At 68.4% G+C, this 14932-nt stretch carries 13 protein-coding genes and 1 pseudogene; 10 read left to right on the top strand and 4 right to left on the bottom strand.

What is annotated here, in order from left to right; translation table 11 throughout:
* Together ABE454_RS04535 and infB are read left to right on the top strand one after the other, a co-directional pair.
* Positions 1–675 (top strand): RNA-binding protein, encoded by a 675-nt coding sequence (locus tag ABE454_RS04535; protein ID WP_346529522.1) that lies wholly within the window; start codon positions 1–3, stop codon positions 673–675.
* A 113-nt stretch (positions 676–788) separates the two neighbouring features.
* Positions 789–3770 (top strand): translation initiation factor IF-2, encoded by a 2982-nt coding sequence (gene infB, locus ABE454_RS04540; RefSeq protein ID WP_346529525.1) that lies wholly within the window; start codon positions 789–791, stop codon positions 3768–3770.
* 228 nt (positions 3771–3998) lie between these two features.
* Here the strand turns inward: infB and ABE454_RS04545 are convergent, their stop codons facing one another.
* Positions 3999–4745: an SAM-dependent methyltransferase gene (locus tag ABE454_RS04545; protein WP_346529526.1), complete on the bottom strand. Its 747-nt coding sequence runs from the start codon at positions 4743–4745 to the stop codon at positions 3999–4001.
* Between the two features lie 213 nt (positions 4746–4958).
* On the opposite strand from ABE454_RS04545, the gene ABE454_RS04550 reads away from it, so the two are divergent.
* The 6 genes and pseudogenes from ABE454_RS04550 to pnp all read left to right on the top strand — a co-directional run bounded on the left by ABE454_RS04550 (position 4959) and on the right by pnp (position 10581).
* Complete coding sequence (locus ABE454_RS04550; protein ID WP_346529528.1) at positions 4959–5486, top strand: hypothetical protein; 528 nt, start codon at positions 4959–4961, stop codon at positions 5484–5486.
* A gap of 4 nt (positions 5487–5490) precedes the next feature.
* Positions 5491–6201, top strand: a complete 711-nt coding sequence (locus ABE454_RS04555) for a DUF2459 domain-containing protein (RefSeq protein ID WP_346529530.1) — start codon at positions 5491–5493, stop codon at positions 6199–6201.
* A gap of 66 nt (positions 6202–6267) precedes the next feature.
* Positions 6268–6714: pseudogene (rbfA, locus tag ABE454_RS04560) on the top strand (30S ribosome-binding factor RbfA); the annotation flags it as partial.
* Between the two features lie 90 nt (positions 6715–6804).
* Positions 6805–7737: a tRNA pseudouridine(55) synthase TruB gene (gene truB, locus ABE454_RS04565; RefSeq protein WP_346529532.1), complete on the top strand. Its 933-nt coding sequence runs from the start codon at positions 6805–6807 to the stop codon at positions 7735–7737.
* Between the two features lie 89 nt (positions 7738–7826).
* A complete protein-coding gene (rpsO, locus tag ABE454_RS04570; protein ID WP_024354282.1) occupies positions 7827–8096 on the top strand; it encodes a 30S ribosomal protein S15 in 270 nt (89 codons plus the stop codon).
* Between the two features lie 256 nt (positions 8097–8352).
* Entirely contained in the window at positions 8353–10581 is a 2229-nt protein-coding gene (gene pnp, locus ABE454_RS04575) for a polyribonucleotide nucleotidyltransferase (RefSeq protein ID WP_346529533.1), read from the top strand.
* A 321-nt stretch (positions 10582–10902) separates the two neighbouring features.
* Here the strand turns inward: pnp and ABE454_RS04580 are convergent, their stop codons facing one another.
* On the bottom strand, positions 10903–11271 hold the full coding sequence (locus ABE454_RS04580) for a hypothetical protein (protein WP_346529534.1): 369 nt from the start codon (positions 11269–11271) through the stop codon (positions 10903–10905).
* Between the two features lie 68 nt (positions 11272–11339).
* On the bottom strand, positions 11340–12065 hold the full coding sequence (gene rph / locus ABE454_RS04585; RefSeq protein WP_346529536.1) for a ribonuclease PH: 726 nt from the start codon (positions 12063–12065) through the stop codon (positions 11340–11342).
* A 115-nt stretch (positions 12066–12180) separates the two neighbouring features.
* Between rph and hrcA the strand changes: the two genes are divergently transcribed.
* Together hrcA and grpE are read left to right on the top strand one after the other, a co-directional pair.
* Positions 12181–13275, top strand: a complete 1095-nt coding sequence (hrcA, locus tag ABE454_RS04590; protein ID WP_346529538.1) for a heat-inducible transcriptional repressor HrcA — start codon at positions 12181–12183, stop codon at positions 13273–13275.
* Positions 13272–13886: a nucleotide exchange factor GrpE gene (gene grpE / locus ABE454_RS04595; protein ID WP_346529541.1), complete on the top strand. Its 615-nt coding sequence runs from the start codon at positions 13272–13274 to the stop codon at positions 13884–13886. The genes hrcA and grpE overlap by 4 nt, the downstream gene beginning before the upstream one ends.
* A gap of 188 nt (positions 13887–14074) precedes the next feature.
* Here the strand turns inward: grpE and ABE454_RS04600 are convergent, their stop codons facing one another.
* A complete protein-coding gene (locus ABE454_RS04600) occupies positions 14075–14710 on the bottom strand; it encodes an alpha-ketoglutarate-dependent dioxygenase AlkB (RefSeq protein WP_346529542.1) in 636 nt (211 codons plus the stop codon).
* Between the last annotated feature and the right edge of the window lie 222 nt (positions 14711–14932).

Here is a 14932-nt window from a genome sequence, read left to right on the forward strand (position 1 = left end):
ATGAGGTCGTCCGAGACGTTGATCGATAGGGATCGTCAGGACCTGGCGTCGCGCCAGGCCCTCGATGAATCTCGCCTGATCCGTTTTGTGGCGGCCCCGGACGGGGCGGTGGCGCCCGATCTGGGGCGCAAGCTTCCGGGGCGCGGCCTGTGGGTCGCGGCCGACCGCGCCTCGCTGGAGGCGGCGATCAAGAAGAACCTGTTCGCGCGGGCGGCCAAGGCGCCGCTGAAACCGGCTGCGGACCTGCCCGATCTGGTCGAAAGCCTGCTGGCCCGGCGCTGTCTGGACCAACTGGGGCTTGCCCGGCGCGAAGGTGTGCTTATCTCTGGGTTCGAGAAATGCGCTGCGGCGATCCGCAGCGGCCGCGCCGCATGGCTGATCGAAGCCGCCGACGGCTCGGCCGATGGGCGCGGCAAGCTTCTGGCCCTCTCCAGACACGCCTCGCCCGCCCCCGAAATCTGCGGGGCTTTCAGCGCGGACGATTTGAGTTTGGCCCTTGGGCTGGAAAATGCGATACACGCCGTCCTGCTGCAAGGCGGGCGGGCCGATCGCTGGACCATGGAGGTTCAGCGGCTGGCGGGATTTCGACCTCTCTGTCCCCAGAGCTGGAACCGGGCGGGGCCCGAAAACGGCGCAGAGGACGGCCGGAGCGCGGCTCCGGAAGGAGAGCCTTAGGGTTTCAGCGGCTGCGGGCCTGTTTCCGGCATGACGGAGGCGGGGCCGCATTCTGCTATGGGTGCACAAGAAGAGACGAAGGCGGAATTCTCCGCCCTGAGTAAAGCGACCGGATGAGCGACGAAAACAACAATTCCAACGACGGCAAGACTCCTGCCAACACGCCTTCGCAAACGGGGCCGCGCGCCCCGTTGAGCCTGAAGCCGCGTGCCGCGGGTTCGGTCTCGACCGGCACGGTGAAACAGAGCTTCAGCCACGGCCGTTCCAAGACCGTCGTCGTCGAGACCAAGCGCCGTTCAGGCGCGCCCGGCCATCAGCGGCCGCAGGGCTTCGATGTCGCCCGTCCGCGTTCCGAGGGCGGCGCGCCGCGCTCGTCCGCGCCGCGCCAACCGGCCGGAGGCGCCCTGTCGCCCGAGGAACAGGAGGCCCGCCGCCGCGCCATCGCCCTGGCGACGCAACAGGCCGCCGAAAAGGAACGCCAGGCTGTAGCCGCCAAGGCCGCCGCCGAGGCTGCCGAACGCCAGCAGGCCGCCGCCGCCGAAGCCGCCGCCGCCAAGGCTGCTGCGGACGCCGCCGCCGCCAAGGCCGCCGCTGACGCCGCCCGCGTCGAGGCCGCCAAGCTGAGCGCCGCCGCGCCTGCGCCGGCTCCGGCCAAGCCCGCCGCCAAGGTCGAGGCTCCGAAGGTCGAAGCGCCCAAGGTTGAAGCCAAACCGGAACCGGCCAAGCCTGCGGCGCCCGCCGCCCCGGCTGCGCCCAAGCGTCCGGCCGTCAACTTCGGCCAGCGCGCGCCCAAGATTCCGCAGGGCCGCGCCCCGCTGGAGCGTCCGGCCTTCGGCGGCCGCTCGGCCCGCGAACAGGCTCTGAGCGGCGGCAATGACCGCCCGCAGGCCCGCGAAGCCGATCAGGCCGCGCCGCGTGAGGAGCGTCCCGCCCGTCCGGCTCAGACCGTTCGCTATTCGGCGCTGAACCCGCGCCCGGCGCCCGGCGCCAACCGCACCGGCGCCGCTGCTGCGCGTCCGGGCGGCCGTCCGGCCCCGAACCAGCCTCCGGCCCAGCCGGAAGTGGCTCGCCCCAGCCGCGCCGGCGGCGGCTTCGCCCGTCCGGCCGGTCGTGAGGATGACCGCGAGAAGCGCTTCGGCGACAATGCGCCCGGCAAGGCCGTCAGCCGCACGCGCGGCGAGCCCAAGCGCCGCGAAGGCCGCCTGACCATCCATTCGGTGGCGGGAGGCGATGAGGACGCCGTCGAGCGTATGCGCTCGCTGGCCTCGGTGCGCCGTGCTCGTGAACGCGAGAAGGAAAAGCGCCGCGGCGGCTCGACCGACGCCCCCAACCGTCCGCGCGAAGTCGTCATTCCTGACGTCATCACCGTGGGCGAACTGGCCAACCGTATGGCCGTGCGCGGGGTCGACATCATCAAATTCCTGATGCGTCAGGGCCTGATGATGAAGATCAACGACGTGATCGATTCCGACACCGCCGAACTGGTGGCCGAGGAATACGGCATGGCCGTCAAGCGCGTGTCGGAATCCGACGTTGAAGACGGCTTCATCACCGAAGCCGACGACAGCGACGCGACCGAGCTGCGCGCCCCGGTCGTGGCCATCATGGGCCACGTCGACCACGGCAAGACCAGCCTGCTGGACGCCCTGCGCACCACGGATGTGGCGGCGGGCGAAGCAGGCGGCATCACCCAGCACATCGGCGCCTATCAGGTTCGCCTGGCCGATGATCAGCGCATCACCTTCCTGGACACGCCGGGCCACGCGGCCTTCTCGGCGATGCGGGCGCGCGGCGCCAACGTCACCGATATCGTCGTCCTGGTGGTCGCCGCCGACGACGGCGTCATGCCGCAGACGGTCGAGGCCATCCAGCACGCCAAGGCGGCGGGCGCGCCGATCATCGTGGCGGTCAACAAGATCGACAAGCCGGACGCCAATCCGCAGAAGGTCGTCAATGAGCTGCTTCAGTATGAAGTCATCGCCGAGAGTCTTGGCGGCGACACGCAGATCATCGAACTGTCGGCCAAGGAAAAGCTGAACCTGAACGGCCTGACCGACGCCATCCTGCTGCAGGCCGAGGTCATGGACCTGCGGGCCAATCCGGATCGTTCGGCCGAAGGCGTGGTCATCGAGGCCAAGCTGGACAAGGGCCGCGGCCCGGTCGCAACCGTCCTGATCAAGCGCGGCACGCTGAAGCGCGGCGACATCGTCGTGGCCGGTTCGGCCTGGGGCAAGGCGCGCGCCCTGCTGGATGAACGCAACGCACAGCTGACGGAAGCCGGTCCTTCTGTTCCGGTCGAGATCCTCGGCCTGGACGAGGCGCCGTCGCCGGGCGACGTCTTCGCCGTGGTGGAATCCGAGGCCCGCGCCCGCGAACTGACGGAATACCGTCAGCGCGTGAAGCGTGAGAAGACCCAGGTCTCGGGCGGCTCGCTGTCGCTGGTCGACATGATGTCGAAGCTGCAGTCCAAGAAGGCCAATGAACTGCCGGTCCTCATCAAGGCCGATGTTCAGGGCACGGCCGAGGCGATCGTCGGTTCGCTGGACAAGATGGGCAACGACGAGGTCCGCGCCCGCACCGTCTATTCGGGCGCCGGCGGCATCACCGAGAGCGACGTCAACCTGGCCAAGTCGGCCGGGGCGCCGATCCTGGGCTTCAACGTCCGTGCGTCGAAGCAGGCGCGCGATCTGGCCGAGCGTGAAGGCGTCGAGATCCGCTACTACTCGATCATTTACGACCTTCTGGACGACATCAAGGGCGTGCTCTCGGGCATGCTGGCGCCGCTCCAGCGCGAAACCTTCCTGGGCAACGCCAAGGTGCTGCAGACCTTCGACATCACCAAGGTCGGCCGGGTCGCGGGCTGCCGCGTCACCGAGGGCGTGGTCCGTAAGGGCGCGCGCGTCCGCATCATCCGCGACGACGTGGTGGTGCTGGAACTGGGCGTGCTCAACACGCTCAAGCGCTTCAAGGACGAGGTCAACGAAGTGCCTTCGGGTCAGGAATGCGGCATGCAGTTCGCCGGCTTCCAGGACATCAAGGAAGGCGACTACATCGAGTGCTTCACCGTCGAAGAGATCAAGCGCACCCTGGACTAGGGCGTTTGAGCCTCACGGCCTGAAATGCAGAAGGGCGCGGTTTCGAAAGAAGCCGCGCCCTTTGTGTTTGGAAGGGGCGCACTGACTTCTAATCCCGCTCATCCCGGCGGACGCCGGGACCCAGTTCTTTGGCCGCAAGCGCGCGCAGGACCCCAGGCTTTGGGAAGGGGCGAGCGTGAAGTTCTCACTGGATCCCGGCGTCCGCCGGGATGAGCGGGTGGGAGAGGGTCAGCCCTCGACGGCGGATTTCAGCGCGCCGTCCGCGAAGGTCAGGTTGAAGCGCTGGACCGGCGCCGCCTCGTCGGCCTGAAGCTCGATCTCCAGCCGTTCGCCGGTCAGTTCGGCCGCGACGAGGTCGACCTCGATCTCGCCCAGCCATGCCCGACCCGTGACCTTCTGATAGGCCTGTTCCAACTCCAGCCGACAGGGCGTCCCGTCTGCACGCATCCAGTCCCAGCGCCCGGCGACCGGGGCGGGGACCGTCCATTTGTAGATATGGCCGTCGGCGACCTTGATCCGCTCGTCGGCGGGCCAGTCGCCCATGTCGAAGGCGTGGGAGACGATGCGGGCGCCGGGCTTCAACTGGCTGAGCAGGCGAGGGCGCAGTTCGACATTGATCGATTGCAGCAGATAGAGGCTCACCACGGTCGCTTCGCGCACATCGACGCTGAACAGGTCTTCTTCGATGAAGTCGACCATGTGCTCGACCCCGGCCCATCCGGCGTATTCCATGGCGTCGGCGATGCGCGTGGGGTCGATATCGACGCCGACGCCGTGGGCGTCGCGGTCGCGCGCGGCGGCGATGACGATGCGGCCGTCGCCGCAGCCCAGATCATAGAGCCGGTCCTTCGGTCCAACCCCCGCCAGCGCCAGCATGGCCGCCACCGTGTCCTCCTCGGTCGGGACGAAAGGCACGGCGAGATAATGGTCCGGGTCCTGGGCGTAGTTGTCGATGTCGAAGGGGTCTTTGAACACGGCGCTCGGGTCATGAAGGGAGGGGCGGGCGCGGGATGGATGGGTCCGCTCGTGCGCCCGGAATCTTGGCAGGCGTATCATGCCGGATCGGGGCCGGCGCCGCCAGACGGGCGTGGATGCGGGATTATGAGGCGTCCTTCAGACTTCATCTGGCGCGCGGTTGGCTTTAGGGTTCACGCGACGCGTCGGGGGGCGCCGAAGAATGAGCCGCCAATGTCACGTCCTGGACTGTCTCTGCTCCTGCTTTCCGTCGCTGCAACGGCGGCGTCGCCCGCCATGGCCGACACGCGCTTCCTGTCTTTCGACGCCAGCGATCGGGCGACGCAGGCGCTGACGCGCGGCGTGACGTTGCAGGTTGAGCGCGGCCTGTTCGGCGCCACCTCGGTGAAGAATCTGTTCTCCTCGACCTCGCGCGGGTCGGCCCGGTTCGAGCGCGGCGGACCCGATCAGGTGCGGCGCGTCCTGCCGCAGGGGGCGGCGGACGGGGGCGTCTACAGCATCATGACCGACGGCGACGGCCGCGCCCTGTCGCGCGCCCTGTGCCCCGGTTCGGACGAGGCCTTCATCGTCGTCGGGCGGGTGCGCGCGGGCCATCCGCTGACGATCGAGACCGTGGGGCGCTGGGCCGACGGCCAGTTCCGCCACTGCGTCACCCTGAACTACAGCTATCGCGGCGAATGGGCGACGATGCAGGGGTCTTCGCCCGCGCGCGACGCGCCCGCCGCCTTCGGCAACAACTAGGCGCGTGGCGGTGTGGGTCCGCTGGAGCTTCGCGGTCTTGGTCGGCCTGCTGGCGGGGCTGTGGACGGCGCAGCGGCCCGGCGATCCGGCGCTGTTTCCGCCGCAGGAAGGGCAGGGAGCGATCGTCGTCCATCTGCTCGACAACGGATTTCATACGGATCTGGCCGCGCCGCGCGCGGCGCTGGCGGCTGGAGACGATGCGCTGGCGCGGGCGGTGCGCGCCCTGCCGCCGGGCGACTGGGTGCGGATCGGCTGGGGCGACGCCGTCTTCTATGTCGAGCAGGGGCCGATCAGCGGGCGCTTGCCTGATGGGGCGCGGGCCTTCTTCAGGCCGGGCGGCAATCCGTCGGTCTTGATGCTGGACCCGGATCTGGTCGATCCGGCTCTTTTGTCCAACGAGACGCGAGCGACGTTGCGCCTGTCGCCCGAGGGCTTCGCCGGGCTGCGGCGGCGGGTGGCGACGTCGCTGAAGCTGGCGGATGACGGGCGGGCCGTGGTCGCGGCGCGCAGGCCCGGCGACGACGCCGTCTTCTACGCCAGCGGCGAGACCTTCTGGGTGGGGCATCTGTGCAATCACTGGACGGCCGAGGTGCTGAACGCGGGCGGCCTGCCCATGCCGATGGCCCGCAGCCTGACCTCGGGCGCGGTGATGCGGGCGGCGCGCACCGCCGAACAGCGCGCGGCGGAACTGGACTTGGGCGGCGCAGGAGACTAGACCCCGCCCCTTCGCGTTTCAGAGCCGGCGTCCGATCCCCGGCGGCGCGAGCAGGAGGAGCCTGTGATGGCCCGCAAACAACACACCCGCAACGCCAGCGGTCCGCTGGGACCGTCGCAACGCCAGCTGCGCGCCGGCGAACTGATCCGTCACGCCCTGGTCGACGTGATGCGCGAGCATGAGATCCACGATGAGGCCCTGGTCGGCGTCTCCGTCACCGTGACCGAGGTGCGGATGAGCCCGGACCTGCGCCATGCGACCTGTTTCGTCGAGCCTCTGGGCGCCGGCGTCGACGCGGCCGAGACGGCCGGGCAGGAGAGCGCCATCATCAAGGCGCTGAACGAACACGCCAAATTCCTACGCGGTCAGCTGGGCCGCCGCATCGACATGAAGTTCACGCCGGACCTGAAGTTCCGCCACGACGAAAGCTTCGACACGGCCAGCCACATGGACCGTCTGTTCAATGATCCGCGCGTGCGCGCCGACATCGAACACGCTGACGATGAGGATGACGGGCCTCAAGCAGCGCAAGGCGCGGTAGGCCCAGAGAAAGACGAGCCTCAAGCAGCGCAAGGTGCAGCAGGCCCAGAGGAAGAATAGGCGATGGCGCGACGCAAGAAGGGCGACATCGTCAACGGCTGGGTCTGCCTCGACAAGCCTTATGAGATGGGCTCGACCGAGGCGGTGACGAAGATCCGCCGCCTGTTCAACGCCCAGAAGGCGGGCCATGCGGGGACGCTGGACCCGCTGGCCTCGGGCATACTGCCTATCGCGCTGGGCGAGGCGACCAAGACGGTGCCCTTCATGATGGAGGCGCAGAAGGTCTATCGCTTCACCATCCACTGGGGCATTTCGACCGACAGCATCGACCGCGAGGGCGAGATCATCGCCCGCTCGGACGTGCGGCCGTCGGTCGAGGCGGTGACGGCGGCCCTGCCGTCGTTTGTGGGCGAGATCGACCAGACGCCGCCCGCCTTTTCGGCCGTGCGGGTCAATGGCGAGCGCGCCTATGATCTGGCGCGGGCGGGGGTCGAGGTCGAACTTCAGTCGCGTCGCGTGACCATTCATGAGGCGGCGGTGACGGCCGCGCCCGACGCCGATCACGTCGAGATCACGATGCGGACGGGCAAGGGCGTCTATGTCCGATCCCTGGCGCGCGACCTGGCGATCATGCTGGGCGCCGAGGGCCATGTCTCGGACCTGCGGCGCGAGCGGGTGGGGCCGTTCTCGGTCGACAACGCCGTAACGCTGGATTTTCTGGAAGAGTTGGCGCATAAGGGCGCCGCCTTTGAGGGCTTGCTGCCCGTTTCGACCGCTCTGGACGACATCCCGGAGTTGGCCGTGACGGATCAGGACGCCCTCTGTATGAGGCAGGGACGGCCGATCGTTCTGCTCCCCCGACAGATTGAAACGCTCAAGGACCGGCTGCCTGCCGGTTCGCGGCTGGTTTCGGTCTTCGAGGGCGGAACCCTGGTCGCGCTCGGCAATCTCAGGGCCGGTCGGCTTGAACCTGACCGTGTTTTCAACCTCCCCTGACGCAGGCCCAACCGCTTGCCGACAGGAACTCCAACGCCCTCAAGACGCGAGCCTCCGCGAGGCGAGCATAGGGCAAGAAAGGACCTCCGATGTCGATTACAGCTGAACGTAAAGCTGAAGTCATCGCCGACAACGCCCGCTCGACGGGTGACACCGGTTCGGCCGAAGTGCAGGTCGCGATCCTGACGGAACGCATCGCTAACCTGACCGAGCACTTCAAGACCCACAAGAAGGACAACCACTCGCGTCGTGGCCTGCTGAAGCAGGTTTCGCAGCGTCGTCGCCTTCTGGACCACCTGAACAAGACCGACAGCGCCCGCTATCAGGCGCTGATCGCCAAGCTGGGCCTGCGTCGTTAAGGCGCCCCGGTTGCGGATCGGATAATTCCACGAGGCGCGGGCGGACACGTCCGCGCCTCGTTCCGCTATTAGAAGTAGGCTTCCCGCGCGCCGCGGGTCTTACCGGCGCAACCGACGCGAGGGCCTGAAATCCGGTCCTCAATCACCCGTCCGGCCGCGATGACGCGGCCTGGCTCATGGGGACCGCAGGACTGAACGGCCTGCCGCTCCGCACACCCCCGACGGGAATACGCCCGCGGGAGACGAAAGAAGAATAATGTTCGATATCAAACGCAAGACGATCGAGTGGGCCGGACGCCCGCTGACGCTGGAAACCGGCCGCATCGCCCGTCAGGCTGACGGCGCCGTGCTGGCGACCTACGGCGAGACCGTGGTTCTGGCCACCGTCGTCTATGGCCGCCAGCCCAAGCCGGGTCTGGATTTCTTCCCCCTGACCGTCAACTACCAAGAGAAGACGTTCGCCGCCGGCAAGATTCCGGGCGGCTACTTCAAGCGTGAAGGCCGTCCGACCGAGAAGGAGACCCTGGTCTCCCGCCTGATCGACCGCCCGATCCGCCCCCTGTTCGTCAAGGGCTTCAAGAACGAGACCCAGGTCATCGTCACCGTGCTGCAGCACGACCTTGAGAACGATCCCGACATCCTGGGCATGGTCGCCGCCTCGGCCGCCCTGACCCTCTCGGGCGTGCCCTTCATGGGCCCGATCGGCGCCGCGCGCGTCGGCATGATCGACGGCGAGCTGGTGCTGAACCCGGCCATCGACCAGATGGGCGAAAGCGCCCTGGACCTGGTCGTCGCGGGCACGCAGGACGCCCTGATGATGGTCGAATCCGAAGCCAAGGAGCTGTCGGAAGAGAAGATGCTCGAGGCCCTGATGTTCGCGCACGCGGGCATGCAGCCGGTGATCGACGCCATCATCGACCTGGCCGAGCACGCCGCCAAGGAGCCGTTCGACTTCCAGGCCGAGGACCACTCGGACGTGGTCGCCTCGATCAAGTCGCTGGTCGGCGAAGAGATCAAGGCCGCCTATGCCCACCCGGGCAAGTATGAGCGCCGCTCGGGCGTCGACGCCGCCAAGAAGAAGGCCGCCGAGGCCCTGGTGAAGACCGACGAGAAGCCGGAAGGCGTCGACTCGTCCAAGTTCTCGGCCGCGTTCAAGGAATGCGAAGCCGACGTCCTGCGTCGCGACATCATCGAGAACAGCCACCGCGTCGACGGCCGCGCCCTGGACAAGGTCCGGGCCATCGTCTCGGAAGTCGGCGTCCTGCCGCGCACCCACGGTTCGTCGCTGTTCACGCGCGGCGAAACACAGGCCCTGGTCGTCGCCACGCTCGGCACCGGCGAGGACGAGCAGTATATCGACAGCCTGACCGGGACCTACAAAGAGTCCTTCCTGCTGCACTACAACTTCCCGCCCTATTCGGTCGGTGAAGCGGGCCGCATGGGCTCGCCGGGCCGTCGCGAAATCGGTCACGGCAAGCTGGCCTGGCGCGCCATCCGTCCGATGCTGCCGTCGCGCGAAGACTTCCCCTACACCATCCGTCTGGTGTCGGAGATCACCGAGTCGAACGGCTCGTCCTCGATGGCCACGGTCTGCGGTTCGTCGCTGGCTCTGATGGACGCGGGCGTGCCGCTGGCCCGTCCGGTCTCGGGCATCGCCATGGGTCTGATCCTGGAGCCGTCGGGCGAGTTCGCCATCCTGTCGGACATCCTGGGCGACGAAGATCACCTGGGCGACATGGACTTCAAGGTCGCGGGCACCTCGGAAGGCATCACCAGCCTTCAGATGGACATCAAGGTCGCCGGCATCACCAAGGAGATCATGCAGCAGGCCCTGACGCAGGCTTCGGCCGGTCGTCTGCACATCCTGGACGAAATGTCGAAGGCGATGGAGGCTCCGCGCGCCGAGCTGGGCGAGTTCGCGCCCAAGATCGAATCCGTCAAGATCGCGGTCGACAAGATCCGTGAAGTGATCGGTTCGGGCGGCAAGGTCATCCGCGAGATCGTGGAAAAGACCGGCGCCAAGATCGACATCGGCGATGACGGCACCATCAAGATCGCCGCCAACGAGCAGGAAAAGATCGAAGCCGCCAAGGCCTGGATCCAGTCCATCGCCTCGGAGCCGGAAGTCGGCGCCATCTACACCGGCAAGGTCGTGAAGGTCGTCGACTTCGGCGCCTTCGTGAACTTCTTCGGCGCCAAGGACGGTCTGGTCCACGTGTCCCAGATCGCTCTGGAACGCGTCGCCAACCCGGCCGACGTCCTGTCGGAAGGCCAGGAGGTCAAGGTCAAGTTCCTGGGCTTCGACGATCGCGGCAAGACCAAGCTGTCGATGAAGGTCGTCGATCAGGAAACCGGCGAGGACATCACCGACAAGATCAACGCCGAGCGCGCTGAACGCGGTGAAGCCCCGCTGTCGGAAGACACCGGCGGCCGTCCCAAGGGCGACCGCAACGGCGGCGACCGCGGCCGTCGCCGTCGCGACTAAGCCTCGGCGTCATTGCTGAACTGAAGAAGGCCCCGCTGGAAACGGCGGGGCCTTTTTTCTTGGGCGCTATCGCTCGCGACGCGACGGCTCGCTGCCTGAGCACGATGTTTTCGCTGAACCCTCTCCCGGCGGGAGAGGGCTTGAGCCTCCAAGAGCGAAGCGATTGGCTAAGGCGAAAGGGTGAGGGGCTTGTCCTGTCCGTCGGCGTCAGCCGTCGCGCAACGACCTTCGGCCGACTTCAGCCGCGAACCCTCACCCTTTCGGCTGGCGGATCGCCTTCGGCTCTCCGAGCCTCAAGCCCTCTCCCATCGGGAGAGGGAGTCAGCCCTTGCACTCTTTGGGCGGGGTTTCGCCGTCGCGGGTCCACAGGGCGCAGGCGCGGTCGATCTCGCCCTGGATCAGGTCGCAGGGGTTGGCGCTGTTGCAGGGCGGGCGCGTGGCCGGGCTGACGGCGATGCAGCGCTGGACCAGACGGGCCGAGGCCGCTTCGCCCAGAGTTTCGCGACAGGCGCGGGCGTCTTCGAGCGGAACGAGCCGGGGCGCCATGTTCGGGCTTTCGGGCAGGCGGGCTTCGGTCTCGGGGCTGGATGAGGGCGACGGCGCGGGGGCGGCGGCCGGTTCAGGACGCGGCTGGCAGGCGGCGAGCAGGCCGCTAAGGATCAGGCAGGCCAGAAAAGACGGTCGGGTCATGCGGGAGGGCTCCGGATCGGGTTCGCCTGTTCAACGACGATGATCCCGATCCGGCTCCAGAAAAAGCCTTATCGGCGGGCGGCCTCGACGGCGGCGCGCTGCAGGGCGAACAGTTCGGTGCAGCCGATTTCCGCCAGTTCGAACAGGCGGTCGAACTCGGCCCGGCTGAAGCCGCGCTTCTCGCCGGTGGCCTGGATCTCGACGATCTGGCCCGCGCCGGTCAGGACGAAATTGCTGTCGGCCTCGGCGGTGGAGTCTTCCTCATAGTCGAGGTCCAGCACCGGCAGATCCCTGAACACGCCGCACGACACGGCCGCCACCTGATCCAGAATGGGGTCTGTCGCCAGCACGCCTTCGTCTTTGAGGTAGTTGAGCGCCGAGGCCATCGCCACCCAGGCGCCGGTGATGGAGGCGGTGCGGGTGCCGCCGTCGGCCTGGATCACGTCGCAGTCGATCAGCACCTGACGCTCGCCCAGCGCCTTCAGGTCGACCACGGCGCGCAGGGAGCGGCCGATCAGGCGCTGGATTTCCTGGGTGCGGCCCGACTGCTTGCCGGCGGCGGCTTCGCGGCGGCCGCGCGTGTGGGTGGCGCGCGGCAGCATGCCGTATTCGGCTGTCACCCAGCCCTGGCCTGTGTTGCGCATCCAGCCCGGCACCTTTTCCTCGATCGAGGCCGTCACCAGCACCTTGGTGTGACCGAAGGACACCAGGCACGAGCCCTCGGCGTAGCGGTTGACGCCGGTTTCCAGCGTTACGGTGCGGAGTTGTTCAGGGGTGCGTTCGGACGGGCGCATGGGAATTCCTTGGAAGCGGGATGGCGCGTGCTTATCCTGAAACCATGAGCCTGTCCCGCCCTGACCTGTTTGCAGCGCCTGCCCGGCCCGTTCCGGCGGGACGGAGGGCGTCGGCATGAGCCTGCTTTATCCCTCGCCGGGTCTGGCGACGCTGGATGCGCGGGCGCGCGACATCTTCCGCCGGGTGGTCGAAAGCTATCTGGAGACGGGGGAGCCGGTGGGATCGCACACCCTGTCGCGCGCCGGGCTGGACCTGTCGCCCGCCTCGATCCGCAACACCATGCAGGCGCTGACGCAGGCCGGGTTGCTGGCCTCTCCGCACACATCGGCCGGGCGGGCGCCGACCCATGCGGGGCTGCGGCTGTTCGTGGACGGCCTTTTGGAGGTCGGGGACATCGGTCAGGAGGAGCGGCGCGAGATCGACGCCCGGCTGGCCGTGCTGGGCGCCAAAGGCGGCGGCCGCAATGTCGAGGAGGCGCTGGATGCGGCCTCCTCCCTGCTGTCGGGTCTGGCGGGCGGGGCGGGCATCGTCGCCAGCCCGGTGCGCGAGGCGGGGGTGCGTCATGTGGAGTTCGTAGCCCTGGGCGGCGGACAGGCGCTGGCGGTGCTGGTCGCCGACGACGGGGTGGTCGAGAACCGGCTGATGAATCTGGCGCCGGGCGTGACGCCCTCGACCCTGCAGGAGGCGTCGAACTTTCTGAGCGCGCGGCTGAAGGGGCGTCCGCTGGCTGAGGCGCGTCATGAGATGAAGGCCGAGATGGAGGCGGCCCGGCGCGATCTGGACGCCGCCGCCGCCCGTCTGGTCGAGGACGGGCTGGCCGCGTGGAGCGGCGGCGCGGGCGGCGCAGGCCACGACCGCAACCTGATCGTGCGCGGGCGCGGCAATCTGTTGCAGGACGCCCGCGCGGCCGAGGATCTGGAACGGGTGCGGGTGCTGTTCGACGATCTGGAGCAGAAGGAACAGCTGATCGGCCTGCTGGACGACGTCGGCGCGGCCCAGGGCGTGCGCATCTATATCGGCGCGGAAACGCGACTCTTTTCGCTTTCGGGTTCCGCCGTGATCGCGGCGCCCTATATGTCGGGCCGGCAGCGGGTGCTGGGCGCCATCGGCGTCATCGGGCCCGCGCGGTTGAACTACGCCCGTGTCATACCGTTGGTGGACTATACCGCCCGGGTGCTGGGCCGGATTCTGGACGGACAAGAGACGTGAACGACATCAACGACGAGACCCGGGACCAACTCGAGCAGGACATCCTTGAAGGAGAGGCTGCGCCCGAAGGCGATGAAAACGCCGTGGTCGACGCCCTGATCGCCGAGCGGGATCAGTGGAAGGACCGCGCCCTGCGTGCGGTGGCCGAGGCTGAAAACGTCAAGCGCCGCGCCGAGACGCAGCAGAACGACGCCCGCGCCTATGCTATCCAGCGCTTCGCCAAGGATCTGCTGGGCGTGGCCGACACGCTGGAGCGCGGTCTGGCGACGGCGCCCAAGGAGGCTGACGGCCCGGCGGCGGCCATGGTCACGGGGCTGGAGCTGACGCAGAAATCCCTGCTGTCGGCCTTTGAGGCTAACGGTCTGGTTCGCGTCGACCCGGCGCCGGGCGACGCCTTTGACCCGCACCTGCATCAGGCGATGATGGAGCAGCCTTCGGACACCGTGCCGGGCGGCGCCGTCATCCAGACGCTGCAACCGGGCTACGCCCTGTTTGGCCGCACGGTGCGCGCGGCCATGGTGGTGGTCGCGGCTAAGGGCTCGGGCGCGGCGGCGGGCGGCGCCTATGCCGAACCGGGCGCCTCGGGCGGAAACTTCGACGCCAAGGCCTGATCGGTCTGACGTGCTGAAATGACGACGGCCCGGTGCAGACGCGCCGGGCCGTTTTCATGCGCCTGTATAAAAAACCGCTCATCCCGGCGGACGCCGGGACCTAGTGAGAGCTTCACGCGAGGGCCTTGCAGCCAAAGTGCTGGGCCCCGGCGTCCGCCGGGGTGGGCGGGAAGGAGGGGCTGTCGCTGTCAGCCTGCGACCCGCAAAGTCAGGTTGACCCGCCCGCCGCTGGGCAGCAGGCGGGAAGAGCCCGACAACAGCCTGTCGATCCCGTGGCGCGCCAGCCTTGCAGGCCCGGTCAGGGCGCAGACGTCGCCGGAGGCCAGACGCACCGTGCGGGTGGCGCCGCCTCCGGCTCGGCCTATGCGGAACACCGCCGTATCGCCCAGCGAGATGGACAGCACCGGCGCCGTCAGATCGCGCTCGTCCCGGTCCTGATGCAGGCCCATCTTCGCCTCGCCCTGATAGAGGTTGACCAGACAGGCGTCGGGCGGCGCGGGCCAGCCGGTCAGGGCGTCCCACAGCTTTAGCAGGCGGTCGGGAATGGCGGGCCACGGGGCGCCGGTCACGGGGTGGGTCGGCTGATAGCGATAGCCGGCGCGGTCCGACACCCAGCCCAGGGCCCCGAAATTGCTCATCCGCACGGAAAACGGCCGCCCGCCCGGCGTGACGGGCCGATAGAGCGGCGCTGTCTCAAGCCCCTGCCGCACCTCGGCCAGCAGGGCGGCCTGCGCGCCTGCGTCCAGCAGGCCCGGCCACAGGCGAAAGCCGGGCAGGGTTGTGGGCGCTTCTTTGGGCGATTGCGGCAGGTTTTGCGGGATCATCGGCTGAATTTAGCGGCGCCGCGCCGCCTTGTCCGCCATAAGGCGCGGAATCTGGCCGGAAGCGGGCGGAAGGCCTTGCAGCCCCTGCCGTCTTTCCCATATCCGAGCCAATCCGGCGATAACCCCCAAATCCTTAGGGGTTTGTCCGCCGACCCCATCCACCGCCGAACCGGGCCTCGCGTCCGGCGCGGCATCGTTTCAAAAGCCCATCTGGGGGCGGTC

This window comes from Brevundimonas diminuta (genome assembly GCF_039673845.1).
GTDB lineage: Bacteria > Pseudomonadota > Alphaproteobacteria > Caulobacterales > Caulobacteraceae > Brevundimonas > Brevundimonas diminuta_E.

Excerpts from the sequence above, each read along its gene's own strand:
- ABE454_RS04535 (WP_346529522.1), top strand. The coding sequence starts at position 1 with ATGAGGTCGTCCGAGACGTTGATCGATAGGGATCGTCAGGACCTGGCG.
- infB (WP_346529525.1), top strand. The coding sequence starts at position 789 with ATGAGCGACGAAAACAACAATTCCAACGACGGCAAGACTCCTGCCAAC.
- ABE454_RS04550 (WP_346529528.1), top strand. The coding sequence starts at position 4,959 with ATGTCACGTCCTGGACTGTCTCTGCTCCTGCTTTCCGTCGCTGCAACG.
- truB (WP_346529532.1), top strand. The coding sequence starts at position 6,805 with ATGGCGCGACGCAAGAAGGGCGACATCGTCAACGGCTGGGTCTGCCTC.
- rpsO (WP_024354282.1), top strand. The coding sequence starts at position 7,827 with ATGTCGATTACAGCTGAACGTAAAGCTGAAGTCATCGCCGACAACGCC.
- pnp (WP_346529533.1), top strand. The coding sequence starts at position 8,353 with ATGTTCGATATCAAACGCAAGACGATCGAGTGGGCCGGACGCCCGCTG.
- ABE454_RS04580 (WP_346529534.1), bottom strand. The coding sequence starts at position 11,271 with ATGACCCGACCGTCTTTTCTGGCCTGCCTGATCCTTAGCGGCCTGCTC.
- rph (WP_346529536.1), bottom strand. The coding sequence starts at position 12,065 with ATGCGCCCGTCCGAACGCACCCCTGAACAACTCCGCACCGTAACGCTG.
- hrcA (WP_346529538.1), top strand. The coding sequence starts at position 12,181 with ATGAGCCTGCTTTATCCCTCGCCGGGTCTGGCGACGCTGGATGCGCGG.
- ABE454_RS04600 (WP_346529542.1), bottom strand. The coding sequence starts at position 14,710 with ATGATCCCGCAAAACCTGCCGCAATCGCCCAAAGAAGCGCCCACAACC.